Origin of the sequence: Microbacterium sp. NPDC087592 (genome assembly GCF_044743585.1) — a bacterium.
GTDB lineage: Bacteria > Actinomycetota > Actinomycetes > Actinomycetales > Microbacteriaceae > Microbacterium.
The window spans coordinates 649289-674994 of sequence record NZ_JBIUWT010000001.1 but is presented as its reverse complement, the minus strand read 5'-3'; the positions used below and the strand labels follow the sequence as shown (position 1 = coordinate 674994).

Here is a 25706-nt window from a genome sequence, read left to right as displayed (position 1 = left end):
AACCCGTTCCCCTCCTCCTCCCGAAGGATCCTCATGGCACGCACGGCGCACGCAGACGACTTCGCGCTCTCCCGGGTGACTCCCGAGGCCCGCAAACCCTGGTTCGGCATCGCCGTGCAGCGATTCGGACAGGTCTCGGCCCTCTCTCAGTTCCTCCTCGGCGCGACCCTCGGCTACAGCATGACTTTCGGCGAGGCTGTCCTCGCCTTCCTCTTCGGCTCGCTCATCCTCGAGGTGATCATGTGCGTGGTCGGCTTCATCGGCCAGCGCGAGGGCCTCAACACCGCCCTCCTCGCACGCTGGACCGGCTTCGGCGAAATCGGCGCCTCCCTGGTCGGGCTCGCGATCGGCATCAGCCTGATCGGCTGGTTCGGCATCCAGTCCGCGATCTCGGCGCAGTCGCTCGATGCCCTCATGCCCGGCGCTCTGCCGGTCTGGGCCTGGAGCCTCATCTTCGGCCTCGCGGTCACCGCGATCGTGGCCTTCGGCTTCGTCGGGATGCAGTGGCTCGCGAACATCACCGTGCCGCTGTTCCTCATCCTCATCGGCTGGTCGGTCATCTCCGAGCTGAGCCGTCACGACATCGGCGAACTGCTCACGGGCCCCGCGCCCGGACCCACGATGAGCGTGTGGGCCGGAACCGGCATCGTCGCGGGTGGCCTCATCGTCGGCGCGATCATCACGGGCGACATGACCCGCTTCAACCGCTCGCGCGCCGACGTCATCAAGCAGACCGTGGTCGGCGTCTCCCTCGGCGAGTTCGTGATCGGCCTCGCCGGCGTGCTGCTGGCGCACGCCGCGGCCACGGGGGACATCGTCGCGATCGTCACCTCGTCGGTCGGGTTCATCGGCCTGTTCATCGTGCTCACCGGCACCCTGAAGATCAACGACTGGAACCTGTACTCCTCCACACTGGGCCTGGTGAACTTCATCTCGACCGCGTTCGGGAAGAACCTGCACCGCGTCACCACGACCATCGTGCTGGGCGTCGTCGGATCCGTGCTCGCCGCGGTCGGCATCCTCGGACAGTTCACCGAGTTCCTGATCGTGCTGAGCGTCGCGTTCCCCCCGATCGCCGGCATCATGGTCGCCGAGTACTACATCGTGCGTCGCTGGCGTCCCGACCTCGACGCGACGCGCGACGAAGGCACCCTCCCGGCGACCGCCCCGCGCATCGTCCCCGCGACGATCGTCGTCTGGCTGGTCTCCGCGCTGGTCGGCTACTTCGTGACGTGGGGCATCCCGTCGCTTCTCAGCCTTTTCCTCTCGATGGCCCTCTACATCGTCGCGGGCAAGCTCGGCTGGGTGCGCGGCGTCGGCGTGGCCACCACACGGCAGGCCGCACCGGTCGAACAGACAGCAGCGGCCTGAGCCGCTACAGATAGACAACCCTCACAGGAAAGCGAGCATCATGCACATCGGCATCGACGTCGGCGGCACCAACACCGACGCAGTCCTCATGGACGGCACCCGCACCCTGGCGGGGGTGAAGCACTCGACCACCCCCGACGTCACCAGCGGCATCATCCAGGCGATCGAGGACCTGCGGGCCGGACACTCGTTCGAGGGCGCCGACATCGATGCCGTCATGATCGGCACGACGCACTTCATCAACGCGCTCGTGCAGGCGAGCCGTCTCGCACCGGTCGCGGCCCTCCGGCTCGGGCTGCCCGCCACCCGTGCGCTGCCGCCCCTGATCGATTGGCCCGAGGTGCTGGTCGAAGCGACCCAGGCCCGCAGCTACCTCGCGCACGGCGGCTACGAGTTCGACGGCCGACCGATCTCACCGCTCGACCCCGACGAGATCCGGGCGCACGCCGAGGACATGAAGGCGCACGGCATCCGCTCGGTCGCCATCTCCTCGGTGTTCAGCCCCGTGAACCACGACCTCGAGGTGCGGGCGGCCGAGATCGTCGCGGAGGTGCTGGGGGCGGATGCCGCCATCTCGCTGTCGCACGAGATCGGACGCATCGGGCTCCTGGAGCGCGAGAACGCGACGATCATCAACGCCGCGCTGCGCGAGCTCGCCTCCGAGATCGTCGACGGGCTCACCTCGGCCGTTCGCGCCCAGGGCATCGAGGCGCCGATCTTCCTCAGCCAGAACGACGGCACGCTGATGGACGAGGAGTACGTGCGCCGCTACCCGGTCGCGACCTTCGCGTCCGGCCCGACCAACTCGATGCGCGGGGCAGCGGCCACCAGCGGCCTCGACGACTGCGCCGTGATCGACGTGGGCGGCACCACCGCCGACATCGGGTTGCTGATCAACGGCTTCCCACGCGAGACGGCGAACGAGGTCAAGGTCGCCGGCATCCGCACCAACTTCCGGATGCCCGATGTGCTCTCGCTCGGCATCGGCGGCGGCAGCATCGTCGACGAGGAGACGGCCGAGGTCGGCCCGGCTTCCGTCGGTTACAAGCTGACCACGGAGGCACTGGTCTTCGGCGGATCGACTCTGACCGCCACCGACATCGCCGTCGCGGCCGGTCGCGCGCAGGTCGGGGATGCGAGCAAGGTCGCGCACCTCGACCCGGCGTTCGTCGAGCGGGTGCTCGCGCGCATCGCCGAGCGCGTGTCCGAGGCCGTCGACCGCATGCGCACCTCGCCCGAGCCCATCGCGGTGGTCGCGGTCGGCGGCGGATCCATCCTGCTCCCCGACGAGCTTCCGCTGTTCGGCACGGTGCACCGGCCGGAGAACTACGCGGTCGCGAACGCCATCGGCGCCTCGATCGCACAGGTCGGCGGCGAGATCGACAAGGTCTACGCGATCGAGCCCGGTCGCCGCGAGGAGACGCTCGCCGAGGTGCGGGCCGAGGCCGTCGACAAGGCCATCGCCGCCGGCGCCAAACCCTCGACCGTGTCGATCATCGACTTCGACGAGGTGCCCATCCCGTACCTCCCCGGCAACGCGACGCGCATCCGCGTGAAAGCCGTCGGCGACCTCGACATGGGGGCGTGACATGAGCTGGACCATCACTCCCGCACACATCGACGGACTCGCCCGCGGCGCTGCGGTTCTCGGCACCGGTGGGGGAGGAGACCCCTACATCGGCGCGCTCCTCGCCCGTCAGGCGCTGACGTCCGGCGACGTCACCGTCGTCGGTCTCGACGAGGTGCCCGACGACGCGCTGGTGCTGTTCGTCGCGATGATGGGCGCGCCGACCGTCATGGTCGAGAAGCTCCCGAGCCTGGCCGAGGTCGTGGAGCCCGTCAAGGCGCTCGCCATCCATCTCGGTCGGCCCGTCACACACATCGCGTGCGCGGAGGTCGGCGGTGTCAACTCGACCATCCCGATCGCCGCGGCCGCCGCGCTCGGGTTGCCGCTGGTCGACGCCGACGGCATGGGGCGCGCTTTCCCCGAGCTGCAGATGGTGCTCCCGACCCTGTACGGCGTCACGGCATCGCCCCTCGCGTTCAGCGACGAGAAGGGCAACACCGGCGTGCTGCAGACGGCGGACAACTCCTGGACCGAGCGCATCGCCCGCGTGGCCTGCGTCGAGATGGGCTGCTCGGTCATGATCTCCGGGTTCTCCATGTCCGGCACGGCCGCGCGGGGGTCGCTCGTCTCCGGATCACTGTCGCGCTGCATCGAGATCGGGCAGCGCATCGCCACGGCCCGCGACGAGAAGACCGACCCGGTCGACGCGGTCGTCGACCTCCTGGGCGGCCGCGAGCTGTTCGACGGCAAGGTCGTCGACGTGCACCGGGCCACCACGACCGGCTTCGCGCGCGGGCGCGCACGCATCGACGGTGACGCCGGTGCGACGCTGACTCTCCAGTTCCAGAACGAGCACCTCGTGGCCGAGGCCGACGGGGCGGTTCTCGCGACCACTCCCGACCTGATCATGGTGCTCGACGGCGAGTCCGGCGAGCCGATCACGACCGAGGGCCTGCGCTACGGGCAGCGGGTGCGGGTGATCGCGGCTCCGGCGGATGAGCGCTGGCATTCGGAGGCCGCCCTCGCGATGGTGGGCCCCGGCTACTTCGGGTACGACATGGCGGCGCACCGCTTCGACGGCAGCATCTCGACCGGATCGGCGTCGGCGGGAGCCGCGGCATGAGCTGGCAGCTCACGGCTGCCGACCTCCCCGATCTGGCCCGCGGCGCGACGCTCCTCGGCACGGGCGGAGGCGGCGACCCCTACATCGGCAAGATGCTGGTCGAGCGGGTGCTGGGGAAGGGGAGCATCACGATCCTCGACCCGGACGAGCTCGCCGACGACCTGTTCGTGATCCCGACGGCGCAGATGGGCGCCCCGACCGTGATGATCGAGAAGATCCCGGCCGGGACGGAGCCCACGCTCGCCCTGCGCACGCTCGAGGAGCACCTCGGACGGACCGCGGACGCGACCATGCCGATCGAGTGCGGCGGCATCAACTCGATGATCCCGCTCATCGTCGCGGCCGAGACCGGGCTCCCGGTGGTGGACGCCGACGGCATGGGCCGCGCGTTCCCCGAGCTGTCCATGGAGACCTTCGCCGTGTACGGCGTGCACGGGTCGCCGCTCGCGCTCGCCGGGGAACGCGGGGAGAAGGTCGTGATCGAGACCGGCGACGACGACCGGCAGATGGAGTGGCTCGCCCGCGGCATCACCATCCGCCTCGGTGGCGTCGGTCACATCGCGGAGTACGCGATGACCGGAGCCGACGTCCGGCGAACGGCCGTGCCCCGCACGATCTCGATGGCACTCGCGCTCGGCCGCGCCATCCGGGTCGCCCGAGAGGAGCACCGTTCGCCGTTCGAGGCGATCGCCGACACCCTCTCGACGACTCTCTACCCGCACCTGCGTGAGCTCTGCGTCGGCAAGGTCATCGACGTGGAACGCCGCACGACAGAGGGCTTCGCCAAGGGGCGGGCGGTCATCGCACCGCTCGGGGCGGAGGAGGGCGACACGTTCGAGATCTCCTTCCAGAACGAGAACCTCATCGCCCACCGTGGAGAGACGCTCGTGGCGATCGTGCCCGACCTCATCTGCGTCGTCGACCACGAGACCGCCGAGCCGATCACGACCGAGGGGCTCCGGTACGGACAGCGCGTGCGGGTGCTGGGAATCTCCACTCCCGAGATGATGCGCACTCCCGATGCGCTCGCCGCGTTCGGCCCGTCCGCATTCGGGCTCTCGGCGGAGTTCGTCCCGGTGGAGACGCTGTCCGCAGGCGAGGGCGTTTCTCCCTAGGCTGGAGCGCATGATGCTGCAGCGCGACGACCTCACGGCGCTCGCCCGCGGCTATGCGCTGCTCGGCTCGGGCGGCGGCGGCTCGACCACCATGCTCGAACTCATGCTCGCGCGGGCGACGGACTGGCCCATCGAGGTCTCCCCGGTCTCCTCGCTCGACCCCGCCACACCTTGTCTCGGGGTCGCGTTCGTGGGGTCGACGATGCTGCTCGGGGAGCGGCTTCCGGGGGAGGAGCCGTTCGCCCGCCTCCTCGACGCGGTCGAGCGCTGGGTCGGGCATCCGGTTCCCGCAGTCTGCTCGCTCGAAGGCGGGGGGATGAACGGGCTCGCACCACTGACGCTCGCCGGATCGCACGTCGTGCTCGACGCGGACTGCACCGGCCGCGCCGTGCCGGGGCTGGACCAGATGTCGCTCTTCGTCGACAGCGTGCCGGGGCTCGTCTTCGCCTGCGACACGGGTGCCGACGGAGTCGCGCTCGTCGAGGCGCATCGGGCCATCGACGCCGAGCGCGTCGTGCGGTCGGCGATCATCCAGGCCGGCGGTGTCGGCTGTGCGGTGCTCGGCGGCTTCACCGTCGGCGATCTGCGGGAGCACGCGATCGGAGGCCACCTCGCGTACGCGCTCAAGCTCGGCAGGGCCTACCTCGCCGCCGCCGCTGCTCCGCTTCCCCTCCTCGCCGACGCACTGGGGGCCGAGCTGCTCGCCGAAGGACGTATCGTCTCGGTCGCGCCCTCGCTCCAGGACCCGCACGTGAACGCGGTCGAGATCAGCGGTCTCGGCGGCGCGGTGCACCGCGTGGTCACCCGATCCGAGGCGCTGGCCGTGCTCACCGACGGACTCCTCGTCGCCTCGGCCCCCACCATCATCGTGATCGTCGATGCGGTGTCCCGGGAGATCCTCGAGGTCACCGAGCTGGGTCTCGCCCGGAACGTGGCGGTCTTCGCCATCCCCGCGCCCGAGTGGTGGAACGCGCGGCCCGACCGGCGGTCCCAGGTGGTGCCGTCGGCGTACGGCCTCGACGATCTGGACGCAGCGTGATCGAGCGGCTGCGGTTGAGCGCATTGCTCGCCCATGCGGAGAACGGCGGGCTTCGGCGAATCGCCGGTCCTGCGGATACCGCCTGGGAGGCGGTCGCTGTCGGAGCGGGGGAGGCGGAGCTGACGGACAGCGGTGCGGACCGCCTGGCGATCGTCACCTCGACGGCTCCGAGCGCGACCTGGCAGCAGGACGCGCTGCTGCGACGACTGCGGGACCGCGGTTTCACGGGGCTCGCCCTCCCCGGCGCGGCCGGCTTCGATGCGGGCGCGTTCCGGCTCGCCGACCGCATCGGCCTGTGTCTGCTCGACGTCGAGCGCCCTGTGCAGCTCGCGAAGGCCTGCTGGATGCTGCTCGAGGCCCGTGACGCGCTGACGCTCAGCCAGGTGCGCAAGGTCGCCCAGTCCTTCGAGTACGCCGCCGACGACCTCGCCGACCTGCTGGGGCACATCGCGGCGAACCTCGGTGTCGGGGCCGCATTGATCGACTCGTCCGGGGTTCTCCAGGAGGCAGGAGCCCACCTCGACGAACACCTGCATGCCGCGATCGGCTTCGATTCCTGGCTCGATCAGGCGAAGGCCGGCGACTCCGCGGCGGCTTCGGTGCGCGTCGACAGTCCAGGGCGCAGCGGCCTGCGGCTCGTGCTCTTCGGTCGCGGGCTCGGAGAGGCGCAGGTGCAGTCGCTCTCGGTCGCGGCAGAGATCGCGATGCCCGCAGTCGCGGCGCGCATCCTGATCGACGAGGTGGCCGCCGTGAACGACGTCGCCGTGTCGTCAGGTCTGCTTCGGGACTTCGTCGACCTGCACGGGGCCGCCGATGCCGACGTCGAGCGTCGCATGGCGGAGCGCGGCTGGCGCACGGGCGGGCACCACATCGGCTTCCGTGTGGTGGCGAGGGGACGACTCGATTCCTTCTCGCTGCTGCGTTCGGTGAGCGCCGGTCTCTCCGCGATCGACGGCGAGGCGCATGCGACCACGGCGGGACGCGGACTCAGCGGATGGCTGTCGTTCCCGGAAGCCCCGCATCCGGATCGGGTGGAGCGCGCCGTCGCCTCACTGCGGGAACTCCACCTCGCCGTGCTGCGCGATTTCGCGGTGGCGACCGGTGTCGGGTCGCTGCAGGCCGGGGCGGAAGGTCTGGCCACGACCCTGGACGAGGCCGGCGACGCGGCGCGCATCGCCGCATCGCGCTCCGCGACCGGGTGGTTCGTGCGTGTCGACAGCCTCGGCCTGGAGCAGCTGCTGCTCGCCTGGACCGGGAACGACACCTTCGTCCCGGCGGCGGAATCGCTGTTGGCGCCGTTGCGCGACGGCGGTGGGGAGCTGCTCACCACGCTCTCCGCCTACCTCGATCACGAGTCCGGCATCGCGGCGACGGCGAGTGCGCTCGGCCTGCACCGCAACACGGTCATGGTCCGGATCCGGCGCGTGCAGGAACTCCTCGGTATCGACATGACCGACCCCGAGGCGCGGCTGGCCCTGCACCTCGCGTGTCGCGCCGTGCAGCCGCGCTGAGCAGTACCCGCTCACTCCTCCGGATCGCCGTGCAGCATCCACGGGATGCCGAAGCGGTCGACGAGCATCCCGAAGAGGCCGCCCCACGGCGGCACGTCCAGGGGCATCGTGATCGTGGCCCCGTCGGCCAGCTTCTCCCACACCGCACGGGTCGCGTCCTGCGAGTTGCCGCTGAGCGAGACCGAGAAGCCCTGCGGCTTCTCGTAGGGCATGCCGTCGGGAGAATCGGATGCCATGAGGACGAGTCCACCGGGTGCATCGAGCTGGGCATGCATGACGAGATCCTTCTGGCTCGGATCCTGCACCATGTCGGGGAACTCTCCGAAGGTGTTGATCACGAGCTCACCACCGAGCACCCCCTGATAGAACTCCATCGCCTCGCGGGCTTCGGTGCGGAACGAGAGATACGGGTTGAGGGCAGGCATGAGGACTCCAGGAGGTGAGAGGTGAGACTACGGCACCGCTGACGCTCAGTCTGCGCCCCGGGCCCTGCCTCCGCAAGAGATCCGACGCGGACGGGCGGGCTCAGGCCGGGAGAGCCTTGACCGCTGCGGTGAGCACCTGCGGAACCGTCGGCACCCCCGTGGCTCGGAACACCTCGACTCCCGATGCGTCGCGGATGATCACGGTCGGCGTGTGGTCGATGTCGAGTGCCTCCGCGGCGTCCGGATCCTGAGCGACATCGATCTCGGTCACCGTCGCATCCGGCAGGAATCGAGCGGCGTCGGCCAACACCGACCGAGTGCGTGCGCAGGCGCCGCAGAACGACGATGACACCAGGGTCAGCTCCATCCCCGCCTCCTCGGATCCGCGATGCTTCTCCCGGATGCAACCGACGACCGTGCCGGCCTGTTCCCGGAGCTAGGACGCGAGCCACTCGTCGAACGTCTGGACACCCAGGTCCGCATCGGGGCCGGGCAGCGCATGCCCCGCGCGCATCCCCGCCATCTGGGGGCCCGGCACGTTCACAGCCGGAATCCACCCGCGGTATCCCTCGCGGCGGGCGAAGGCGCGGATCATGGTCGCGAGGCTCTCCTCGCGCGGGCCGGCGAAGTCGCGCACGCGGCCCTGCGGCGACCCGGCAGCGAGTGCGGCGAGGCGTGCGCCCACTTCGGCGGCAGCCACGGGCTGCGTCCGCGCGTTCGGGGCGAGGTGCAGCGGGCCCACCTTCGCGTTCTCGAACATCTGGCCCGCGAACTCATGGAACTGCGTCGCGCGGAGGATCGTCCACGGCACGCGTGAGGCCTCGACGACCTTCTCCTGTGCGACCTTTCCCGCGTAGTAGTCGTAGGGGATGCGATCGATCCCGACGATCGACAGCAGCACGGCGTGCGAAACCCCTGCATCCGATGCCGCCGACAGCAGGTTCCCGGTCGCGGCGGTGAAGAACTCGATCGCCGCGCTCGCCTTGAGCGTCTGGATGCTCGCCACATCGATCACCGCGTCCGCACCGGCCAGGGCAGCATCCAGACCCTGCCCGGTCACCAGGTCGACTCCCTGCGACCGGCTGAGCACGACCGCCTCATGTCCTGCGGCCCGCACCGCCTCCACGGTGTGCCGGCCCACGGTCCCGGTTCCTCCTGCGACGGCGATTCTCATGCGTGCTCCTTCGTCTTTTCGGTACATCCTTCTCCATGGCTGACCGGACAGGTGCACGAAATGTGAGACGTCGGCAGAAACTGCTCGCTACGATTCCCCAGAGCGGGTGACCGCTTGACCTTGTCCCGAGGGCAGAGAGCATCGTGAACCCTGTGAGCCACTCCATCGACCTCCTCAGCATCGGTCCCTTCTCCGAGGCCGCCCTGCTCTCGCCGAAGGCCCTGCGCCTCTACGAGAAGCGCGGGCTCCTGGTGCCGCATGCGGTGGACCCGGACAACGGGTACCGCTTCTATCGGATCGAGCAGGCGAGGACGGGACGGCTCATCTCCCTGCTGCGGACGGCGGGCATGAGCCTCGATGCGATCCAGGAGGTGCTCGCGCTGCCCGACGGCGACGCGGTCGCGGCTCTGGACGCGTTCCGGGAGCAGGTACGGACGTCCGCAGCCTCGACCGCCACGCTCCTCGACCAGGCGCGTGGCCATTTCAGAGGATCACCGATGAATACGAAGTCCCTCACGACCGACATCCGCCCCGAGCAGGCGGTGCTCAGTCTGCTCGTCACGACGTACGTCGGCGAGCTCGACGAACGCATCCGAGAGGCGCACGAGCGGTTGAGCGCGCTGGCGGCCGAGCGCGGTCTCACCGTCCCCTCAGACGCGTTCGGCATCTTCCACGCCCTGATCACCGCCGACAGCGACGGCCCCATCGAGGTGTGCCTTCCGGTCGACCGCGTCATCCGGGACACCCCGGAGGGAATCCGGAGCCATCGACTCGGCGGCGGTGCGGCCGTCGCCGTCACGGTCGAAGGCGACGACACGGCGTTCCCCGCGATCCTCGCCGCCTACGATCGCGGCTGCGAGTGGATCGATGAGCAGAAGGCGACCAGGGTGGGGCCGCCGCGGGAGATCTGGCATGTGCTTCCGTGGGACGAGACGCGTCCGGCGCGCATGACGGTGCTCTGGCACTACGCGTAAGCGACGCCGGGCGGCACTGCGTCCGGGTGGATGCAGGCGGAGCCGGGGCGCTCGGTACGATGGCGACTGTGACCACATCGACCGTGCGCCCCGGCATCGCCGAGCGGCTTTCGCAGATGATCCGGATCCCGACGGTCTCGGCTGAGCTCGACGAGCGCGGTGCCGCGCCGTTCGAGGAGTTCGTCGCACTGATCGCCGAGCTCTATCCCCTGACGCACGCGAAGCTGCGCCTCGAGCGGCACACCGACTTCGGGCTGCTGTTCCACTGGGAGGGCACGGGCGCGGCATCGGGTGGACCGGTCGTGCTGATGGCGCACTACGACGTCGTCCCGGTCGATGAGAGCGACGCCTGGACCCATCCGCCCTTCGACGGCGTGATCGCCGATGGTTCGGTGTTCGGCCGCGGCGCCTTGGACGACAAGGGTCCGCTCGTCGTCGTGCTCGAAGCGGTCGAGAATCTGCTCGCCGACGGGTTCGTTCCGCCCCGCGACGTGTACCTCTCGTTCGGAGGCAATGAGGAGACCTACGGGAAGGCGGCCGAAGAGATCGCGCGGGTGCTGCGTGAACGAGGCATCGTGCCCTGGCTCGTGGTCGACGAGGGCGGTGCCGTCGTCGACGCGCCCCTGCCGTTCGTCCCCGGTCGGGCGGCGATGATCGGCGTCGGCGAGAAGGGCGTGATGACGCTCCGGCTGTCGGCGCGCGGCGAGGGCGGTCATGCCTCGGCCCCGCCATCACTCACCGCCGTGCGACGCATCGCGAGGGCCGTCGACCGTCTCGGACCCGCCACCTTCCGCCCTCGCGCCTCGAAAGCGGTCCTGCGGATGCTGTCGCAGCTGGCCGCCCAGACACCCGGTCCGGCTCGCCACCTGCTGCGGTTCCTCGGAGCGGCGCCGCTCGTCACCGGTCAGGTGTTCGCGGCGCTCGGCGGTGAACCGGCGGCGCTCGTGCGCACGACGGTCGCCCCGACGATGCAGTCCGGCGGGACGGCGGCGAATGTGCTGCCCTCCCAGGCCTCCGCGACCGTCAACCTCCGCATCGCGCTGGGGGAGACGACGCAGCAGACCGTGTTCCGGGTGCGCCGCCGCATCCGCGATCCGCTCGTGTCCGTCGAGGTGGTCGAGGCCAGCGAGCCCTCGCCGGAATCGCCCACCGACAACGCGCAGTTCGCGCTGCTTGCGGCCGCGCTCGAGGTCTCGCATCCCGGGGCTCCGGCAGTGCCCTACGTGATGATGGCCGCCACCGACTCCCGGCACTTCCACCGCTTCTCGCCGGCGGTCTACCGCTTCGCTCCGTTGGACATGTCGAACGCGCAGCGCGCCTCGATCCATGGCGTCGACGAGAGCGTCGAGATCGCGGCGCTGGAGCGCGGAGAGCGATTCCATCGCGCGCTTCTCGAACGGCTAGGGTGATCTCACCCTCCTCCCGCCCCGAGCGGGAGCACCCGAAACAAGAAGCAGGAGACGCGATGACGCGCACCCGCACTCTGGGCACCCTCGCCGTCGTCGTCGGCTTCCTCGCGTTCGTGGAGTTCACGAGCGGTGTGCTGCAGGGCTACTACACGCCCATGCTCAGCGACATCGCCCGGCACCTCGGCATCCACGACGCCGACGTGAACTGGCTCGAGGGCGCGCAGCTCATGCTGTCGGCGCTCGTCGTCCCGGCGTTCGCGAAGCTCGGCGACATGGTCGGGCACAAGCGGATGCTGCTGATCTCCACCGCCGTCACCGCGGCGGCGGCCCTGGTGCTGCCGTTCACGGACTCCTTCGGCGTGTTCCTCGCGGCCTGGGCGCTCATGGGTTTCTACGTCGTGTGGCTCCCGCTCGAGATCGCCCTGATCTGGTCGCGGTCGCGCCGCATGGAAGGACGCTCCTCCATCACGGCCAAGGCGGCAGGTCTCCTGGTCGCCGCCCTCGAAGGCGGTGCGATCATCGGCGCTCTCGTCGGCGGCGCGCTGATCGACGTCCTGCCCCTCACGGTCGTCCTCCTGGTTCCGGCCGTGCTCATCGTCGTGTGCTTCTTCGTGATCCTGTTCGGAGTCAAGGAATCTCCCGAGCCGACCGGCGGCATCTTCGACACGGTCGGCCTCGTGCTGATCTCCCTGGCCCTCGTCTGCTTCACCGGCGGACTCAGCCTGCTCCGCCTCGAGGGCGGTCTCGTGAATCCGTGGTCCTGGGCCGTGGTCGTCTTCGGCGTGCTGCTGGTGATCCCGTTCGTGCTCTGGGAGCTGCGCTGCGACGACCCGCTCATCGACGTGCGCATGTTCCGCTCGCCCGCGCTCGGACCGGTGTTCCTCACCGCGGGCCTCTTCGGCGTCAGCGTGCTCGGTGCACAGGCTCCACTGTCGACGTTCGCGCGCACCGACCCGTCGATCTACGGCTACGGTCTCGGCACGAGCGGGTTCGCGACCTCGCTCATCATCGGCGTGTACCTCGTGGCGATGATCGCGGGTGCGCTGCTGTTCCCGACCATCGCACGATGGGCGACTCCACGGGTCACGCTGATGGGCGCTTCGGTGCTGGTGGGGCTCGGCTTCCTGTTGTTCCTGCCGTTCCATGACACCTATGGTCAGGTCATCACGAACATGGTCGTCGTGGGCCTCGGTTCCGGCGCGCTGGTCGCCGCTCTTCCCGCTGCCGCCGCATCGGCCGCGCCCGCCACGCAGACCGGTGTCGCGACGGGGCTCACCAACTCGGTGAAGACCGTGGGCGGGGCGATCGCCTCGTGCGTCTTCGGCATCGCGCTGCTGCACGGTGTCGCCACGACCGCCGGCGCGACCGAGGGGACCGCGGGTTCGCTCGCGGGGTACTTCACCGTCTGGATCGTCTGCGGTGTCACCGCGCTCGTCGCAGCCGTCATCCTCGTGTTCGTGCCGAAGACCGCATTCACCGACCGATCGGTCGACGCGGAGGTCGCCCCGGTCGTCTGAGGTCGGGTCTGATCATTCCCGATCGAGGCCGAACGTCCGCTTCACGATGGCCTGCACGTCGCCGTCGAGACCGTCGATGCGCGCGTTCACCGCATCGAACCGCGTGTCCACGGCGTCGAAGCGCGTGTTCACCGCGTCGAATCGGGCGTTCATCTCGTTGCGGAGTCCGCCGATCTCACTGCGGACGACGTGGATGAACAGCGTGGAGACCACGGTGAGAGTGCTGAACATCAGCGCGCTGAACGCCCCGATCATGGTCCAGATCTGCGCGTCATTCATGAATTCCACCCCGTCATCGTCGCATCGATTCCGCAAGCTTGCCAGGCCGCGGGCAGCGAAGATATCGGTGACCCGGGAGGTGGGGACAAGACGTTTTCGAGCGTGCCCGGGGAGGAGTAGTCGAGCCGCTCTGACGAGGGCGACGAGGATGCCGCCGGAGCCGGGCGGCGCGATCTCCGCCGCCCGGCTCCTTGTCTCAATCGCCCTTCACGTTGACGAGCTGCCGCAGCGTGTGCCGGATCGACACGAGGCTCGCGGCATCCGCCATCACCTGGTCGATCGGCTTGTACGCCTGCGGGATCTCGTCGACGAAGGCGTCGGTGTCACGGAACTCGATGCCCGTCATCGCCTCCCGCAGCTGGTCGTGTGTGAACGCCCGCCTCGCGGCCGACCGGGAGTACTCTCGACCCGCGCCGTGCGGTGAGGAGTTCAGTGACTGCGGGTCGCCGAGCCCTTCGACCACGTAGGACGCGGTGCCCATCGATCCGGGGATGAGTCCCGGACGACCGGCGTCCGCCTGGATCGCGCCCTTCCGGGACACCCATACCTGCTTGCCGTAGTGCTTCTCCGACTCGGTGAAGTTGTGGTGGCAGTTGATGCGCTCCTGCTCGTCGACCGCGGTGCCGAGGAACTCGGACACCTGCCGCACGACCCGGTCCATCATCTCCTCCCGGTTCAGCAGGGCGAACTGCTGGGCCCACCGCAGCTCTCGGATGTACCGCGTGAACTCCTCGGTGCCTTCGACCAGGTACGCCAGGTCGGGGTCGGGGAGGTCGATCCACCACTGCTTGCATAGCCGTTGCGCGACCGAGATGTGCTTCATGGCGATCTTGTTGCCGACACCCCGGGAGCCCGAGTGCAGGAACAGCCACACCCGGTCGAGCTCGTCGACCGACACCTCGATGAAGTGGTTGCCGGAGCCGAGCGTGCCCAGCTGCAGGCGCCAGTTGCCGGCGTAGCTCGCGGGGTCGAAGCCGTTCTTCTCGGCGAGCTGCTCGAGCTCGGCGATGCGCGGCTCGGCGGTCGTGACGACCTTGCGGTTGTACCGACCTGCCGACAACGGGATGGCGCGTTCGATCTGCTCCCGAAGCTCGGCGAGGTCGCGACCTTCGAGGTCGTTCCTCGTGAACTGGGTGCGGACGGCGATCATGCCGCAGCCGATGTCGACGCCGACGGCCGCGGGGATGATCGCGCCGAGCGTCGGGATGACCGAGCCGACCGTCGCCCCCTTGCCGAGGTGCGCATCCGGCATCAGCGCCAGGTGCGGGTGGATGAACGGCATGCGGGCCGTGGTGTGCGCCTGAGCGAGTGTCTTCTCGTCGATCAGCGACGCCCACGACAGCAGCCGTGCGGAGAGCCTCTCCATGATTCCTTTCCTTGTGGTGGTGGTCAGCCACAGGTCAGGGTGCTCTCCGAACGGAAAACGCCCCGGACCTGACGGTGCGGGGCGTTGCGAGAGCGGATGCTGTCACACGGCGCGCGCCGGAGGGTACGACTCGTTGCGGTCATTGCGCTTCGACTGAAGCTGCAACACCGCTCCGATGGGAAGGTTCCGCTGGGCGGTCATCCGTCGACTCCTCGGCTGGCGTGCTGGGCCGATCGGCACAGCTTTGCCACACTAGGGGGCGACACGCCCGGGAGTCAAGCCGTCTCGCGCGGCGGGTTGTACATGAACTCGATGCGGATGCCGTCGGCGTCCTCGACGAACGAGGCGTAATAGCTCTCGGAGTAACGGGGATACTCCTTGGGGTCACGCACGGCGGTCCAGCCCGCATCCAACGCGATCGCGTGCAGGCGTTCGACCTCATCGCGCGTCGGAACGGCGAAAGCGATGTGCTGCCAGCCGATCCTGCCGTGCCGGTGCGGGGCGGAGTCCTCGTCCCAGGTGTACAGGATGATCTCGGTCTCGTCGCCGTTGTTCCAAGAGATCGAATGGTCGTCTTCGCCGCCGCTCTGATAGCCCAGGGCGGTGAGGACCGGATGGAACTGCGCTCGGCCGCGCTCGAGGTCGTCGACGGTGATGCCCAGATGATCCAGAAGTGCCATGCGGCCCAGTCTTCCAGAAACGCCCGACGGCGTCAGGGAGCGATCTTCCCGAATGTGGCGGGGTCGACGGGCCGTTGGCGACGAGGGAGGTTCTCCACGACGAGGAGGTACGACTCGGTCACCAGCTCCCGGACGAGGTCCTGGGGCAGCTTGCCACCGGGGCGGAGCGAGATCCAGTGCTTCTTGTTCATGTGATAGCCGGGGATGATGTCATCGAACTGGCGGCGGAGCGCGTCGCCGTCTTCGGGCGCCGCCTTGAGGGTCACCATGGCCTCGCCCGTGGCCGAAGTGAGCAGCATGAACACCTTGTCGCGCACCTTGAACACATCCCATTCGGGGCCGAAAGGATGCTCGAGTCGAGACCCCGGCAGTTCATCGGCGCGGTCCCGCGCACACTGCTGCAGGCGGTCACCTTTCATGAGCACTCCTCTTCCGAAACGGTGCCAAACGACGGTACGCACCACCGTACGGCCTCCCGCCGACAGTGGAGGCCACGGAGCCGGCACGGGCTCAGTGCGGTGCGTGGTACTCGGCTTCGCCGCGCTTCCAGTAGCCCTTCACGATGGCGTTCGCGGTGTCGACGCCCCATCGGCCGAGGAGCGCCCGGCCCGGCTTGACGATCGACTGCTCGGCGGCGATGAAGACGAACGGGTCGGAGCCCACGGCATCTTCGGCTGTCAGGCGCTCGAGGAAGGCGATGAGTTCGGAGCCGGAAGGAGCATCGCCGCGGTGCAGCCACTCGACCTCGACCGGCGCTTCGATGTCGAACTCGCGGCCCTGATTGACGGTCTCCACCACGATGCGTGCCGGGGTTCCCTCGGGGATCAGTGCGGCGAAGCGGCGGATCGCGGGGATCGCCGTCTCGTCGCCGACGAGCAGCCATCCGTCGGGTTCGCCGACCAGCACGGCCGACCCGCGGGGGCCACCGACGCCGATGGATGAACCGAGCGGCGCGGTCGCCGCCCACGGCGCGGCGACACCCTGATCGCCGTGCACGGCGAACTCGACGTCGAGCCAGTCGTCGCCCCAGGCGAGCGGCGTGTACTCACGGCTCGGAGAAGCACGCAGCTCCTCGACGGAGCCGACCGGCCCCGCCGGGAAGAACAGCCGCATGTGGTCGTCGGAACCCAGCGACTCGAAGCCGGCGAGGTCGGAGCCGGTGAGTCGCACCCGCACGAAGTCCGGAGCCAGCCATTCGCGGGCGCTCAGAGTCACGGTGCGGAAGCGCAGCTCGAGGCCGCGACGCTCGATCGAGAAGCCGGATTTCGTATCGCTCATGAAGTAAGGCTAACCTAAATATGTCGAGGGAAGGGCACCCTAACCTCGACCTCCCGGCGCCACCGTGTGCGCACAGATCCCGCAGAACAGGAGTCTCTCCATGTCCGTGCCCAGAACCCTCACCGCCACGAGCGTCGCGCTCGTCGGCCTCCTCGCCCTCGCCGGCTGCGCTTCCGGCAGCACGGCGGAACCTGCGAAGGACGCACCTGCGGCGGCATCCGTCACGATCGAGGACAACACCGGCACGCACGAGATCGCGACCCCTCCGGCTTCCGTCGTCGCCCTCGACAACCGCACCTTCCAGACGCTCTCCGACTGGGGAGTCGAGCTCTCGGCCGGCGCCGTCGCGCTCATGCCCGAGACCGTGTCGTACGTGAAGGACGACGCCATCGTCGACATCGGCCTGCACAGCGAACCCGACCTCGAGGCCGTCGTCGCGGTCGAACCCGACCTCATCATCAGCGGTCAGCGCTTCACCCAGCACAACGCGGCCATCGCCGATCTCGTGCCCGAAGCCACGATCATCGACCTCGAGCCGCGTGAGGGCGAGCCCTTCGACGAGGAGCTCAAGCGCCAGGTCACCGCGCTGGGCGAGATCTTCGGCAAGCAGGACGAGGCGCAGAAGCTGGTGGATGACTTCGACGCCGCCGTCGAGCGCGCCCAGGCCGCCTACGATGACGCCGACACCGTCATGGCTGTGAACACCTCCGGCGGTGAGATCGGGTACCTCGCCCCGACCGTCGGCCGCTCGCTCGGCCCGATCTACGACATCCTCGGACTCACGCCGGCGCTCGAGGTCGAGGACGCGACCGACGATCACCAGGGCGACGACATCTCGGTCGAGGCGATCGCGGCTTCGAACCCCGACTGGATCCTCGTGCTCGACCGCGACGCCGTGTTCGCTGCGGAGACCCCCGACTACGTGCAGGCGGCCGAGATCCTGGAGAGTTCCGAGGCGCTCGCCGGCGTCACGGCGGTGAAGGACGAGCAGATCGTCTACATGCCCACCGACACCTACTTGAACGAGGGAATCCAGACGTACACGACGTTCCTCGAGGACTTCGCCGACGCCCTCGAGGCCGCGAAGAACTGAGGTAACGCGGCGGCATCCGGATGATTCGGGTGCCGCCGCACCGTCATCATGGTCTCCACCGACATCACCCCGCCGCCCCGGTACACCGGGCGGCTCTTCGACGGCACGCTGCTCCTCGGCGTGCTCGTCGTCGGCGTGCTCCTCGTCATCTCGCTGTTCACCGGCGTGTACGACATCGCCGGAGCCGACGACGGCGCGGAGATGTTCCAGATCACGCGCGTGCCCCGCACGATAGCCCTCGTCCTCTCGGGCGCGGCGATGGCGATGGCAGGCCTCGTGATGCAGCTGCTCACCCAGAACCGCTTCGTCGAGCCGACGACGACCGGAACCACCGAGTGGGCGGGGCTCGGACTCCTCATGGTCATGATCCTCGTCCCGCAGCCGTCGCTCCCGCTGCGGATGGCGGGAGCAGTGCTCGCGGCGTTCGTCGGCACGATGGTGTTCTTCGCCTTCCTGCGCCGCGTCGCCCTCAAGTCCTCGCTCATCGTCCCGATCGTCGGCATCATGCTCGGCGCGGTCGTCGGCGCCCTGTCGACCTATCTCGCGCTCGCCACCAACTCGCTGCAGATCCTGGGCGTGTGGTTCGCCGGCAGCTTCACCTCGGTGATGCGCGGCCAGTACGAGATGCTGTGGATCGTGGCGATCATCGGCGTGATCGTCTTCCTCGTCGCCGATCGGCTGACCATCGCCGGACTCGGCGAAGAGGTGGCCACGAACGTCGGCGTGAACTACAACCGGATCATCCTGCTCGGCACCGTCCTCATCGCGATCACCACGGGTGTGGTCACGGTCGTCGTCGGCAACCTGCCCTTCCTCGGACTGATCGTGCCGAACATCGTCTCGATGGTGCGCGGCGACGACCTGCGCAGCAACCTGCCCTGGGTGTGCCTGCTCGGCATCGCGATCGTCACGGTGTGCGACATCATCGGGCGCACGATCATCATGCCGTTCGAGGTACCGGTGTCGCTGATCCTCGGCGTCGTCGGCGCCGTGGTGTTCGTGCTGCTTCTGCTGAGGCAGCGTCGACGTGGTTAGCGGCGTGGGGGAGCAGTTGACGACGACCCCGGCGACGCGCTCGGCCGGCTCGTTCACGACCCCGCGTGCGCGTCGGCGCTACCTGATCGTGCTGGGCATCCTCATCGTCCTGGCAGCGGGATCCGGATTCGGCCTCCTCGCGTGGGGGAACCCCATGCCCGTCGGCTCGACGGGGTTCTGGCGCATCGCCCAGCATCGCGCGACCGATGTGACGGTGATGGCGCTCGTCGCGGTCGCGCAGGCCATCGCCACCGTGAGCTTCCAGACTGTCACCAACAACCGCATCATCACCCCGTCGATCATGGGCTTCGAGTCGCTGTATCGCGTCGTGCAGACCTCGACCGTCTACCTGTTCGGGGTAGCGGGGCTCGTGGCGATCCAGGGAGTCGGGCAGTTCGCGATCCAGGTCGCGATCATGGTCGGGCTCGCGGTCGCGCTCTACGGCTGGTTGCTTTCCGGGCGCTACGGCAACCTGCAGATCATGCTCCTGGTGGGCATCGTGATCGGTGGGGGACTGGGCGCGATCGCCACGTTCATGCAGCGACTGCTCGCCCCGAGCGAGTTCGACGTGCTCGCCGCCCGGCTGTTCGGCAACGTCTCCAACGCCGATCCCTCCTACCTCCCGTTGGCGGTCCCGCTCGTCATCGCGGCATCCGCGCTGCTCTGGCTGCGGTCCCGCCGGCTGAACCTGATGGCCTTGGGTCCGGATGCCGCGCGCTCCCTCGGCGTCGACCATCGCCGCGAGCTCTTCATCGTGCTCTTCCTGGTGGCCGTGCTGATGGCGACCTCGACCGCGCTCGTCGGTCCGATGACGTTCCTCGGATTCCTGGTGGCGACGCTGGCGTATCAGTTCGCCGACACGCACGACCATCGGCTCATCTTTCCCGTCGCGGTGCTCACGGCGTTCACCATCCTCGCGGGCGCGTACTTCGTGATGAAGAACGTCTTCTACGCGCAGGGGATGGTGTCGATCCTGATCGAGCTCGTCGGCGGCACCGTGTTCCTCATCGTCATCCTCAGAAAGGGCAGACTGTGATCGCACTCGACGGCGTCCGCCGTGACTACAGCAGCGAGGTCGCGATCGGCCCCGTCGATCTCGAGATCCCCGCCGGCGGCATCACCGCGCTCATCGGCCCTAACGGCGCCGGCAAGTCGACGCTGCTGACGATGATCGGTCGCTTGAACGGCATGGACGCCGGTGCGATCGAGATCGCCGGGCTCGACGTCGCCTCCACCAAATCGAAGGACCTCGCGAAGGTCGTGTCGATCCTGCGCCAGGAGAACCACTTCGTCACCCGGCTCACCGTGCGGCAGCTGGTCGGCTTCGGACGCTTCCCGCACTCGAAGGGGCGGCTGACCCGGGCGGACGAGGAGATCATCAGCCGGGCGATCGACTTCCTCGATCTCGGGCCTCTCGAGGGGCGCTATCTCGACGAGCTCTCCGGCGGGCAACGCCAGCGCGCCTACGTCGCGATGGTCTTGGCGCAGGACACCGAGTTCGTGCTGTTGGACGAGCCGCTGAACAACCTCGACATGCGGCACGCGGTGCAGATGATGAAACACCTGCGCCGGGCTGCGGAGGAACTCGGACGCACGATCGTCATCGTGCTGCACGACATCAACTTCGCCGGGCACTACTCCGACCACATCTGCGCCATGAAGGACGGAGCGGTGGTGGAGTTCGGCTCCCCGGCCGAGATCATGACCGACGAGGTGCTCACCCGGGTGTTCGACACCCCGGTGCGCGTCGTCGACGGTCCGTCGGGGCCGCTCGCCGTCTACTACTGAGCGGACGGATGCGGTGCCAGGGGCCTCAGAGCTCGATGCCGTGGTCCTCGTCGTTGACCCCGGCGTTGTTGCCGCGGCGCGACTCGTAGCCGAGGAACCATCCCAGCCAGACGATCGCAGCGAGGAGCACACCGAGCCAAACGTTCTGGAAGATCAGCCCGACCACCACGCCGACGATCAGCAGGCCGACGGTGATGGAGATGCGCATCGCTCTACGGGACATGGCCCCAGCATAGGCCGACGGAGTCAGCGGCCGCGATGGTCCTCGGGAGCGAGGCGGGGGCCGCGGCGCGGTTCCTGGACCCCGCTGGCGAAGATGAGGCGGATGACGCGCTGCCGCTGACCGGCCCAGGGTTCGAGGAGCTCGAGCATCCCGTCGTCGTCGGTGCGCTTCCCGGTGAGCGCATGTCCCACCTCGTGCGCCAGGTGGTAGTCGCCGACGCTGACGGCATCGGGGTCTCCCAGCGCGCGGATGCGGGTCTCGGCCGACGTCCAGACGCCGACGCCCGGCAGGCTGGTGAGCACGCGGTCGCGGTCGGCGCCGGTCGTCGCCGCGCTCACGGCACGGGCGATGCGGTCGCCGCGCTCGGCCGCGCGCACGATCGTGCGGGACTGCGGTGGCTCCACTCCCGCGCGGTGCCAGGCCCACGAGGGGATGCGGAACCACTGCGCAGCTGTCGGCGCGGTGAACATGGGTCGCGGCGTGGGGCCGGGCGCACGCTCGCCGAAGCGGGAGACGAGCCAGCGCCAGGCGCCGAAGGCCTGCATGCCGGTGACCTTCTGCTCGATGATCGCGCACGCGAGAGCGTCGAACACCGCGTCGGTGCGGGCGAGCCGCAGCCCGGGGGTGCGCCGGGCGGACTCTGCGATGAGCGGATGCAGCGACGCGTCGAAGTCGCCGGGCTCGTCGTGTGCGCCGCAGAGTGCGGGAACGCCGTCGAGAGCGTGCTCGGCTCCGGAACCCCAGGCCGAGACCCTGACCTCGTCGCCCGACATGCGCAGGGCGAGTGTCGCGGGGCCGAGCGGAGTGCGCACGGCACGCCAGATGAGGCCGCCGTCGACGATCATCGTCGGATCGGTGCCGCCGCGGCGGAGCATGCCGACGGTGCGGCGAAGATCGAGCGGATGCGGCGGCCGGTAGACGGTCTCCCATCGAGCATCCGCGGGCGCGGCGTCGGCCGCTGCAGGGTGCTCGATCAGGGTCATGCACCCACCCTACGCGCCGGTCCTGACACCGACCCGAGGTGACTCAGAAGCGGTCGGGCGAGGGGGTTCCGTGGCCGTAGCGGATGACGACGTCGGCGTGGCGGTCGAACCGGTACCCGATGCCGCGCACGGTGCGGACGATGTCCTCGTAGCGGCCGAGCTTGGCGCGAAGGCGGCGGACATGCACGTCGATCGTGCGCTCGCCGGGCGTCTCGTCGTCCTGTGCCTGCCATAGCGCGGAGACCAGCTCGCTGCGCTCGATGGTGCGTCCCTCGCGGAGCACGAGGTACTGCAGCAGCTCGAACTCCTTGTAGGTGAAAGCCGCGGATTCTCCGTCGATGAGCACGCGCTTGCGGGAGATGTCGACGGTGACGCCGGTCTCCTCTTCCACGGTGTCCTCTTCGGCGGCGGCCTTGGTGCGGGCGATGGCACCCGGCTCCTGCAGGGCGAGGCGGACGACGTCGAGGTCGCGGCCCCCGGAGCCGTGCGGTGCGAGAGCGACCGTGGCGTGCGTCTCGGCTCCCGGTGCGAGCTCGGCGAGCGTGCGACGCAGGGCGTCGACGAGGAGGGGGAGGCTGACTCCGGCTTCGGCCGCCTTGATCTCGTCGAGTCCGACGTAGAGGGCGAAGCCGCGGGGCGAGCGGACAGCGGGCAGATCTGCTCCGGCAGCGGCCAGCGGGGCAGCGGCCTCGGGCTGCGTGCGGATCGCGGCGGTGGTGGCGGGACGCTCGAGAAGTGCGGTGTTCGACATGATGATGAAGTCCTCAGGACGTGAGCCCGGATCGAGCGGGGCTCTGATGCGTTGCATGAATGACCGGCGGAGCCGGGAAGCGAGCAAAGGGTGGATGCTCGGTGACTCTGACCTCGCAGATGTCGAGGAGTCAGGTCAGGCGGGGTGGCTGTTCGTTCAGCGACACATTCGGCAACACATGCCAACGCGACCGGGCATCATCATCCCGGCAGTCCTGTTCGCCTCCTGGGCGGACAAAGGGCTTGCGTTGGTGGTCATGGGGGGATTATGTCCGATCGTGACCGCTCATGTCAAAACGCCCGGGCGTCGGCGAGCGGGCGTAACGTTGTGCGGATGACGATCTCGCACACTGTCGGCGGCTTCATCCTGACCGACGAGAAGGACGCGTCGCGCTACACGCTCATGCGCGACGGAAAGCTCGTGAGCGTTCTCGACTACCGCGACGACGGACACACGATCGCTCTGACGCGAGCCTTCACGGTCCCGACTTTCCGCGGCAACGGCTATGCCGGAAAGGTCGTCGAGGGGGCCGTCGCCGACATCGAGGAGCGCGGAGACCGCAAAGTCGACGCCGTCTGCTGGTACGTCGCGGACTGGTTCGCAGCGAACCCCGAGCACGCCCCGCTGCTGCGTTCGCGCTGACTCGCCTGCTGTATGACGCCGTGTTACGGCCGCCTGCTGCGAGGATGGGCCCATGAAACTCGCTGAGGCCCTCACCGCACGAGCCGATCTGCAGCGCCGCATCGAGCAGCTGCGTGCCCGCATCGTCGCGAACGCCCGCTTCCAGGAGGGCGAGGAGCCGGCTGAGGATGCCGCGGCCCTCATCGTCGAAGCGGACGCCGCCCTGACCCAGCTGCGCGACCTGATCCGTCGCATCAACGCGACCAACGCGCGGCTCGAGTTGGGCGCGGACGGCACTATGACGGATGCGCTCGCCGCCCGCGACGTGCTGCGTCTGCGCCATTCCGTGCTGACGGAGGCGGCCGCCGCGGCATCCGGATCCAACGACCAGTACCTGCGCCAGATGCGGTCGGAGCTGCGGCAGGTCTCGGCGCTGCCGGTCGCGCAGCTGCGATCGAGGGCCGACGCCGTCGCGCAGGAGCTGCGGGAGCTCGACAACCGGATCCAGCAGGCGAACTGGTCGAACGACCTCGAGGAGGAGAGCGGAAGTCGGTAGTCACGACGAAGCGGGCACAACCCTCAGCCGGCGGGGCAAGCCGGCACCTGTCGGGTGGAGGGCAGCCCTGATATCGCATCGCGCAGCCCCGCACGCCGCACAGGTGAAGGTGCACAGCGCATCTCGCATCACCGCGTGCCGATCGTCGCGACGAGGGTGGGTCAGGGGACCTTCCGCTTCCCCCTCGAACATCATGCGATAGAATGGAGTTCTGCTCAGCCCCGTTGGCTGAGGTGGTCAGGCGCCGAGAGGCGTGCTGATCCGAGGCTCGAAACCTCCGGCATCCTCATCAGACACCGGAGGTTTTTCCATGTCTTCATCCCTGCGCGCCCGTCCACATTCCCGGTGGTGGGCACTCATCGTCATCTCCCTCACCCAGCTCGTCGTGGTGCTCGACGGCACCATCGTGAGCATCGCGCTGCCGCGTGCACAGGCCGCTCTCGGTCTCACCGACGGACAGCGGCAGTGGGTCGTCACGGCTTACGCCCTCGCGTTCGGTGCGCTCCTCCTCTTCGGCGGACGCCTCGCCGACTACATCGGCCGCAAGCGCATCTTCATGATCGGCATGATCGGATTCGGCGCGGCATCGCTGTACGGCGGATTCGCGCAGCAGGGGTGGGAGCTCATCCTCGCGCGCGGACTCCAGGGCGTCTTCGCGGCGCTGCTCGCACCGGCGGCACTGGCCCTGCTGACGGTGACGTTCCCCTCCGGCCGTGAGCGCAACACCGCCTTCGCCGTGTTCGGCACCGTCGCGGGAACGGGGGCAGCGGTCGGCCTCCTGCTCGGCGGGCTGCTGACCGAATTCGCCGACTGGCGCTGGTGCCTCTTCGTGAATATCTTCTTCGTCGTGGTCGGGCTCATCGGCGGCGCCCTCTTCCTCACCGAGAGCAAGGCCGAGGGTGAGAACCGGTACGACGTCTGGGGGACCATCACGGTGACCCTCGGGCTCGGGGCACTCGTCTACGGGTTCAGCCTCGCCGAGCACGGCTGGGGCGATCCACTGACGATCACGTTCCTGGTGCTCGGTGTCGTCCTGCTCGCGGTCTTCGTCTGGATCGAGAGCCGGGTCGCGCAGCCGCTGCTGCCGTTGCGGATCGTGGCCGACCGCGTCCGGGGTGGGGCGTTCCTCATCCAGGGCGTCGCCGGCGCCATCATGATCGGCGCCACGATGTACCTCACTTTCCACCTGCAGTTCGTGCTCGGGATGGGGGCGTTCCCGGCAGGGCTCGCCACGCTGCCCCTGCCGATCGCGACGATGATCATCGCACCGATCGCGACCCGGCTGCTGCCGGTAATCGGACCGCGGCCGATGCTCATCGTCGGACCGCTGCTCGCGGCGGCGGGGATGGTCTACCTCTCGGGGATCACGCCGGACGGCGCGTACCTCCTGCAGGTCGCCCCTGCGCTGGTGGTGCTCGGTGTTGGCATGGCTTTCATCTTCATCCCGCTGCAGAACCTGGCGCTGTCGGGGGTGGCCCCGCACGATGCCGGTGTCGCGTCCGCCATGGCGAACTCGGCGATGCAGATCGGCGGATCGATCGGGCTGTCGGTGTTCACCGCCGTGTACGCGGCTTCCGTGGGCGGTCACGCTCAGGCCGACGTCACGCCGTCGCAGTTGACCGACGCATACGGCTGGACGTTCATCGCCGCCGCGATCTTCATGGTCGCCGCCTCCGTGATCGCGATGTTCCTGGTGCGCGGCACCAAGGAGGAGCTGATGCCCACGCAGGGCGAGCGGGCCCTCGCCGCGCACTGAGCCGTGGTCGCGGCATCCGTCTCGGCGTAGATCGCCTGATTCCCGCCCCGGGAACGGATGCCGCGGCACGCC

General features: G+C 69.1%; 27 protein-coding genes. 16 read left to right on the top strand and 11 right to left on the bottom strand.

From position 1 onward, the window contains the following. Positions 1–33: 33 nt before the first annotated feature. Genes ACIOTO_RS03280 through ACIOTO_RS03255 form a run of 6 tightly spaced genes read left to right on the top strand, consistent with a single transcriptional unit; the run spans position 34 to position 7726 of the window. Positions 34–1371, top strand: coding sequence for a purine-cytosine permease family protein (locus ACIOTO_RS03280; protein ID WP_400856455.1), 1338 nt, complete (start codon positions 34–36; stop codon positions 1369–1371). Positions 1372–1411: 40 nt separating this feature from the next. Next, positions 1412–2959: a hydantoinase/oxoprolinase N-terminal domain-containing protein gene (locus tag ACIOTO_RS03275; RefSeq protein WP_029263811.1), complete on the top strand. Its 1548-nt coding sequence runs from the start codon at positions 1412–1414 to the stop codon at positions 2957–2959. A 1-nt stretch (position 2960) separates the two neighbouring features. Further along, positions 2961–4061 (top strand): DUF917 domain-containing protein, encoded by a 1101-nt coding sequence (locus ACIOTO_RS03270; protein WP_400856453.1) that lies wholly within the window; start codon positions 2961–2963, stop codon positions 4059–4061. Beyond that, the gene (locus tag ACIOTO_RS03265) at positions 4058–5176 is read left to right on the top strand and encodes a DUF917 domain-containing protein (RefSeq protein ID WP_400856451.1); all 1119 of its coding nucleotides are present in this window, start codon (positions 4058–4060) and stop codon (positions 5174–5176) included. Before ACIOTO_RS03270 ends, ACIOTO_RS03265 begins: the two co-directional genes overlap by 4 nt. A gap of 10 nt (positions 5177–5186) precedes the next feature. After that, the gene (locus ACIOTO_RS03260) at positions 5187–6215 is read left to right on the top strand and encodes a DUF917 family protein (RefSeq protein WP_400856449.1); all 1029 of its coding nucleotides are present in this window, start codon (positions 5187–5189) and stop codon (positions 6213–6215) included. Then, entirely contained in the window at positions 6212–7726 is a 1515-nt protein-coding gene (locus ACIOTO_RS03255; protein WP_029263815.1) for a CdaR family transcriptional regulator, read from the top strand. The genes ACIOTO_RS03260 and ACIOTO_RS03255 overlap by 4 nt, the downstream gene beginning before the upstream one ends. Before the next feature lie 11 nt (positions 7727–7737). Here ACIOTO_RS03255 and ACIOTO_RS03250 read toward each other — a convergent pair whose 3' ends face one another. The 3 genes from ACIOTO_RS03250 to ACIOTO_RS03240 all read right to left on the bottom strand — a co-directional run bounded on the left by ACIOTO_RS03250 (position 7738) and on the right by ACIOTO_RS03240 (position 9325). Next, positions 7738–8151 carry a VOC family protein gene (locus tag ACIOTO_RS03250; RefSeq protein WP_105711116.1) on the bottom strand — a complete coding sequence of 138 codons (414 nt, stop codon included), beginning with the start codon at positions 8149–8151 and terminating at the stop codon, positions 7738–7740. A 100-nt stretch (positions 8152–8251) separates the two neighbouring features. Next, complete coding sequence (locus ACIOTO_RS03245) at positions 8252–8518, bottom strand: glutaredoxin domain-containing protein (protein WP_105711117.1); 267 nt, start codon at positions 8516–8518, stop codon at positions 8252–8254. Between the two features lie 69 nt (positions 8519–8587). Beyond that, on the bottom strand, positions 8588–9325 hold the full coding sequence (locus ACIOTO_RS03240; protein WP_400856446.1) for an SDR family oxidoreductase: 738 nt from the start codon (positions 9323–9325) through the stop codon (positions 8588–8590). Between the two features lie 152 nt (positions 9326–9477). Here ACIOTO_RS03240 and ACIOTO_RS03235 point away from each other — a divergent pair, with 152 nt between their 5' ends. The 3 genes from ACIOTO_RS03235 (at position 9478) to ACIOTO_RS03225 (ending at position 13225) form a co-directional block, all read left to right on the top strand. Continuing rightward, positions 9478–10299, top strand: a complete 822-nt coding sequence (locus ACIOTO_RS03235) for a MerR family transcriptional regulator (protein WP_400856444.1) — start codon at positions 9478–9480, stop codon at positions 10297–10299. 68 nt (positions 10300–10367) lie between these two features. Further along, positions 10368–11708, top strand: a complete 1341-nt coding sequence (locus ACIOTO_RS03230; protein WP_400856442.1) for a M20/M25/M40 family metallo-hydrolase — start codon at positions 10368–10370, stop codon at positions 11706–11708. A gap of 56 nt (positions 11709–11764) precedes the next feature. Then, positions 11765–13225, top strand: coding sequence for an MFS transporter (locus tag ACIOTO_RS03225; protein WP_091035471.1), 1461 nt, complete (start codon positions 11765–11767; stop codon positions 13223–13225). A gap of 12 nt (positions 13226–13237) precedes the next feature. On the opposite strand, the gene ACIOTO_RS03220 is transcribed toward ACIOTO_RS03225, so the two are convergent. From ACIOTO_RS03220 to ACIOTO_RS03200, 5 genes are all read right to left on the bottom strand, one after another. Next, positions 13238–13504, bottom strand: a complete 267-nt coding sequence (locus ACIOTO_RS03220; RefSeq protein ID WP_400858070.1) for a hypothetical protein — start codon at positions 13502–13504, stop codon at positions 13238–13240. Between the two features lie 196 nt (positions 13505–13700). Next, positions 13701–14870 carry an RtcB family protein gene (locus ACIOTO_RS03215; RefSeq protein ID WP_105711121.1) on the bottom strand — a complete coding sequence of 390 codons (1170 nt, stop codon included), beginning with the start codon at positions 14868–14870 and terminating at the stop codon, positions 13701–13703. A 275-nt stretch (positions 14871–15145) separates the two neighbouring features. Next, positions 15146–15550 (bottom strand): VOC family protein, encoded by a 405-nt coding sequence (locus ACIOTO_RS03210; RefSeq protein WP_400856441.1) that lies wholly within the window; start codon positions 15548–15550, stop codon positions 15146–15148. Positions 15551–15582: 32 nt separating this feature from the next. Continuing rightward, on the bottom strand, positions 15583–15969 hold the full coding sequence (locus ACIOTO_RS03205) for an MmcQ/YjbR family DNA-binding protein (RefSeq protein WP_372468457.1): 387 nt from the start codon (positions 15967–15969) through the stop codon (positions 15583–15585). 91 nt (positions 15970–16060) lie between these two features. After that, the gene (locus tag ACIOTO_RS03200) at positions 16061–16828 is read right to left on the bottom strand and encodes a siderophore-interacting protein (protein WP_400856440.1); all 768 of its coding nucleotides are present in this window, start codon (positions 16826–16828) and stop codon (positions 16061–16063) included. A 100-nt stretch (positions 16829–16928) separates the two neighbouring features. Between ACIOTO_RS03200 and ACIOTO_RS03195 the strand changes: the two genes are divergently transcribed. From ACIOTO_RS03195 to ACIOTO_RS03180, 4 genes are read left to right on the top strand one after another with little or no spacing between them, the layout of a single operon-like run. Then, positions 16929–17921, top strand: coding sequence for a siderophore ABC transporter substrate-binding protein (locus ACIOTO_RS03195; RefSeq protein WP_400856439.1), 993 nt, complete (start codon positions 16929–16931; stop codon positions 17919–17921). Between the two features lie 48 nt (positions 17922–17969). Continuing rightward, positions 17970–18956, top strand: a complete 987-nt coding sequence (locus ACIOTO_RS03190; protein WP_400856438.1) for an ABC transporter permease — start codon at positions 17970–17972, stop codon at positions 18954–18956. Beyond that, complete coding sequence (locus ACIOTO_RS03185) at positions 18949–19992, top strand: iron chelate uptake ABC transporter family permease subunit (RefSeq protein WP_400856437.1); 1044 nt, start codon at positions 18949–18951, stop codon at positions 19990–19992. The genes ACIOTO_RS03190 and ACIOTO_RS03185 overlap by 8 nt, the downstream gene beginning before the upstream one ends. Further along, positions 19989–20744, top strand: coding sequence for an ABC transporter ATP-binding protein (locus ACIOTO_RS03180; RefSeq protein ID WP_372468459.1), 756 nt, complete (start codon positions 19989–19991; stop codon positions 20742–20744). The genes ACIOTO_RS03185 and ACIOTO_RS03180 overlap by 4 nt, the downstream gene beginning before the upstream one ends. 25 nt (positions 20745–20769) lie before the next feature. On the opposite strand, the gene ACIOTO_RS03175 is transcribed toward ACIOTO_RS03180, so the two are convergent. Genes ACIOTO_RS03175 through ACIOTO_RS03165 form a run of 3 tightly spaced genes read right to left on the bottom strand, consistent with a single transcriptional unit; the run spans position 20770 to position 22701 of the window. Next, positions 20770–20967 carry a hypothetical protein gene (locus ACIOTO_RS03175; protein ID WP_029263831.1) on the bottom strand — a complete coding sequence of 66 codons (198 nt, stop codon included), beginning with the start codon at positions 20965–20967 and terminating at the stop codon, positions 20770–20772. 23 nt (positions 20968–20990) lie between these two features. After that, positions 20991–21950 carry a DNA-3-methyladenine glycosylase family protein gene (locus ACIOTO_RS03170; RefSeq protein ID WP_400856435.1) on the bottom strand — a complete coding sequence of 320 codons (960 nt, stop codon included), beginning with the start codon at positions 21948–21950 and terminating at the stop codon, positions 20991–20993. Between the two features lie 43 nt (positions 21951–21993). Beyond that, complete coding sequence (locus ACIOTO_RS03165; protein ID WP_301112181.1) at positions 21994–22701, bottom strand: winged helix-turn-helix domain-containing protein; 708 nt, start codon at positions 22699–22701, stop codon at positions 21994–21996. Positions 22702–23034: 333 nt separating this feature from the next. Between ACIOTO_RS03165 and ACIOTO_RS03160 the strand changes: the two genes are divergently transcribed. The 3 genes from ACIOTO_RS03160 (at position 23035) to ACIOTO_RS03150 (ending at position 25634) form a co-directional block, all read left to right on the top strand. Further along, positions 23035–23343 carry a GNAT family N-acetyltransferase gene (locus ACIOTO_RS03160; protein WP_029263834.1) on the top strand — a complete coding sequence of 103 codons (309 nt, stop codon included), beginning with the start codon at positions 23035–23037 and terminating at the stop codon, positions 23341–23343. A 52-nt stretch (positions 23344–23395) separates the two neighbouring features. Then, positions 23396–23878, top strand: a complete 483-nt coding sequence (locus ACIOTO_RS03155) for a DIP1984 family protein (RefSeq protein WP_400856434.1) — start codon at positions 23396–23398, stop codon at positions 23876–23878. A 310-nt stretch (positions 23879–24188) separates the two neighbouring features. Then, positions 24189–25634, top strand: coding sequence for an MFS transporter (locus ACIOTO_RS03150; protein ID WP_400856431.1), 1446 nt, complete (start codon positions 24189–24191; stop codon positions 25632–25634). The last annotated feature ends 72 nt before the right edge of the window (positions 25635–25706 follow it).

Bases quoted from the DNA above. Each gene is read 5' to 3' on its own strand.
- ACIOTO_RS03280 (WP_400856455.1), top strand. From the start codon at position 34: ATGGCACGCACGGCGCACGCAGACGACTTCGCGCTCTCCCGGGTGACT.
- ACIOTO_RS03275 (WP_029263811.1), top strand. From the start codon at position 1,412: ATGCACATCGGCATCGACGTCGGCGGCACCAACACCGACGCAGTCCTC.
- ACIOTO_RS03270 (WP_400856453.1), top strand. From the start codon at position 2,961: ATGAGCTGGACCATCACTCCCGCACACATCGACGGACTCGCCCGCGGC.
- ACIOTO_RS03265 (WP_400856451.1), top strand. From the start codon at position 4,058: ATGAGCTGGCAGCTCACGGCTGCCGACCTCCCCGATCTGGCCCGCGGC.
- ACIOTO_RS03260 (WP_400856449.1), top strand. From the start codon at position 5,187: ATGATGCTGCAGCGCGACGACCTCACGGCGCTCGCCCGCGGCTATGCG.
- ACIOTO_RS03250 (WP_105711116.1), bottom strand. From the start codon at position 8,151: ATGCCTGCCCTCAACCCGTATCTCTCGTTCCGCACCGAAGCCCGCGAG.
- ACIOTO_RS03245 (WP_105711117.1), bottom strand. From the start codon at position 8,518: ATGGAGCTGACCCTGGTGTCATCGTCGTTCTGCGGCGCCTGCGCACGC.
- ACIOTO_RS03240 (WP_400856446.1), bottom strand. From the start codon at position 9,325: ATGAGAATCGCCGTCGCAGGAGGAACCGGGACCGTGGGCCGGCACACC.
- ACIOTO_RS03225 (WP_091035471.1), top strand. From the start codon at position 11,765: ATGACGCGCACCCGCACTCTGGGCACCCTCGCCGTCGTCGTCGGCTTC.
- ACIOTO_RS03220 (WP_400858070.1), bottom strand. From the start codon at position 13,504: ATGAATGACGCGCAGATCTGGACCATGATCGGGGCGTTCAGCGCGCTG.
- ACIOTO_RS03215 (WP_105711121.1), bottom strand. From the start codon at position 14,870: ATGGAGAGGCTCTCCGCACGGCTGCTGTCGTGGGCGTCGCTGATCGAC.
- ACIOTO_RS03210 (WP_400856441.1), bottom strand. From the start codon at position 15,550: ATGGCACTTCTGGATCATCTGGGCATCACCGTCGACGACCTCGAGCGC.
- ACIOTO_RS03205 (WP_372468457.1), bottom strand. From the start codon at position 15,969: ATGAAAGGTGACCGCCTGCAGCAGTGTGCGCGGGACCGCGCCGATGAA.
- ACIOTO_RS03200 (WP_400856440.1), bottom strand. From the start codon at position 16,828: ATGAGCGATACGAAATCCGGCTTCTCGATCGAGCGTCGCGGCCTCGAG.
- ACIOTO_RS03195 (WP_400856439.1), top strand. From the start codon at position 16,929: ATGTCCGTGCCCAGAACCCTCACCGCCACGAGCGTCGCGCTCGTCGGC.
- ACIOTO_RS03190 (WP_400856438.1), top strand. From the start codon at position 17,970: ATGGTCTCCACCGACATCACCCCGCCGCCCCGGTACACCGGGCGGCTC.
- ACIOTO_RS03175 (WP_029263831.1), bottom strand. From the start codon at position 20,967: ATGTCCCGTAGAGCGATGCGCATCTCCATCACCGTCGGCCTGCTGATC.
- ACIOTO_RS03170 (WP_400856435.1), bottom strand. From the start codon at position 21,950: ATGACCCTGATCGAGCACCCTGCAGCGGCCGACGCCGCGCCCGCGGAT.
- ACIOTO_RS03165 (WP_301112181.1), bottom strand. From the start codon at position 22,701: ATGTCGAACACCGCACTTCTCGAGCGTCCCGCCACCACCGCCGCGATC.
- ACIOTO_RS03160 (WP_029263834.1), top strand. From the start codon at position 23,035: ATGACGATCTCGCACACTGTCGGCGGCTTCATCCTGACCGACGAGAAG.
- ACIOTO_RS03155 (WP_400856434.1), top strand. From the start codon at position 23,396: ATGAAACTCGCTGAGGCCCTCACCGCACGAGCCGATCTGCAGCGCCGC.
- ACIOTO_RS03150 (WP_400856431.1), top strand. From the start codon at position 24,189: ATGTCTTCATCCCTGCGCGCCCGTCCACATTCCCGGTGGTGGGCACTC.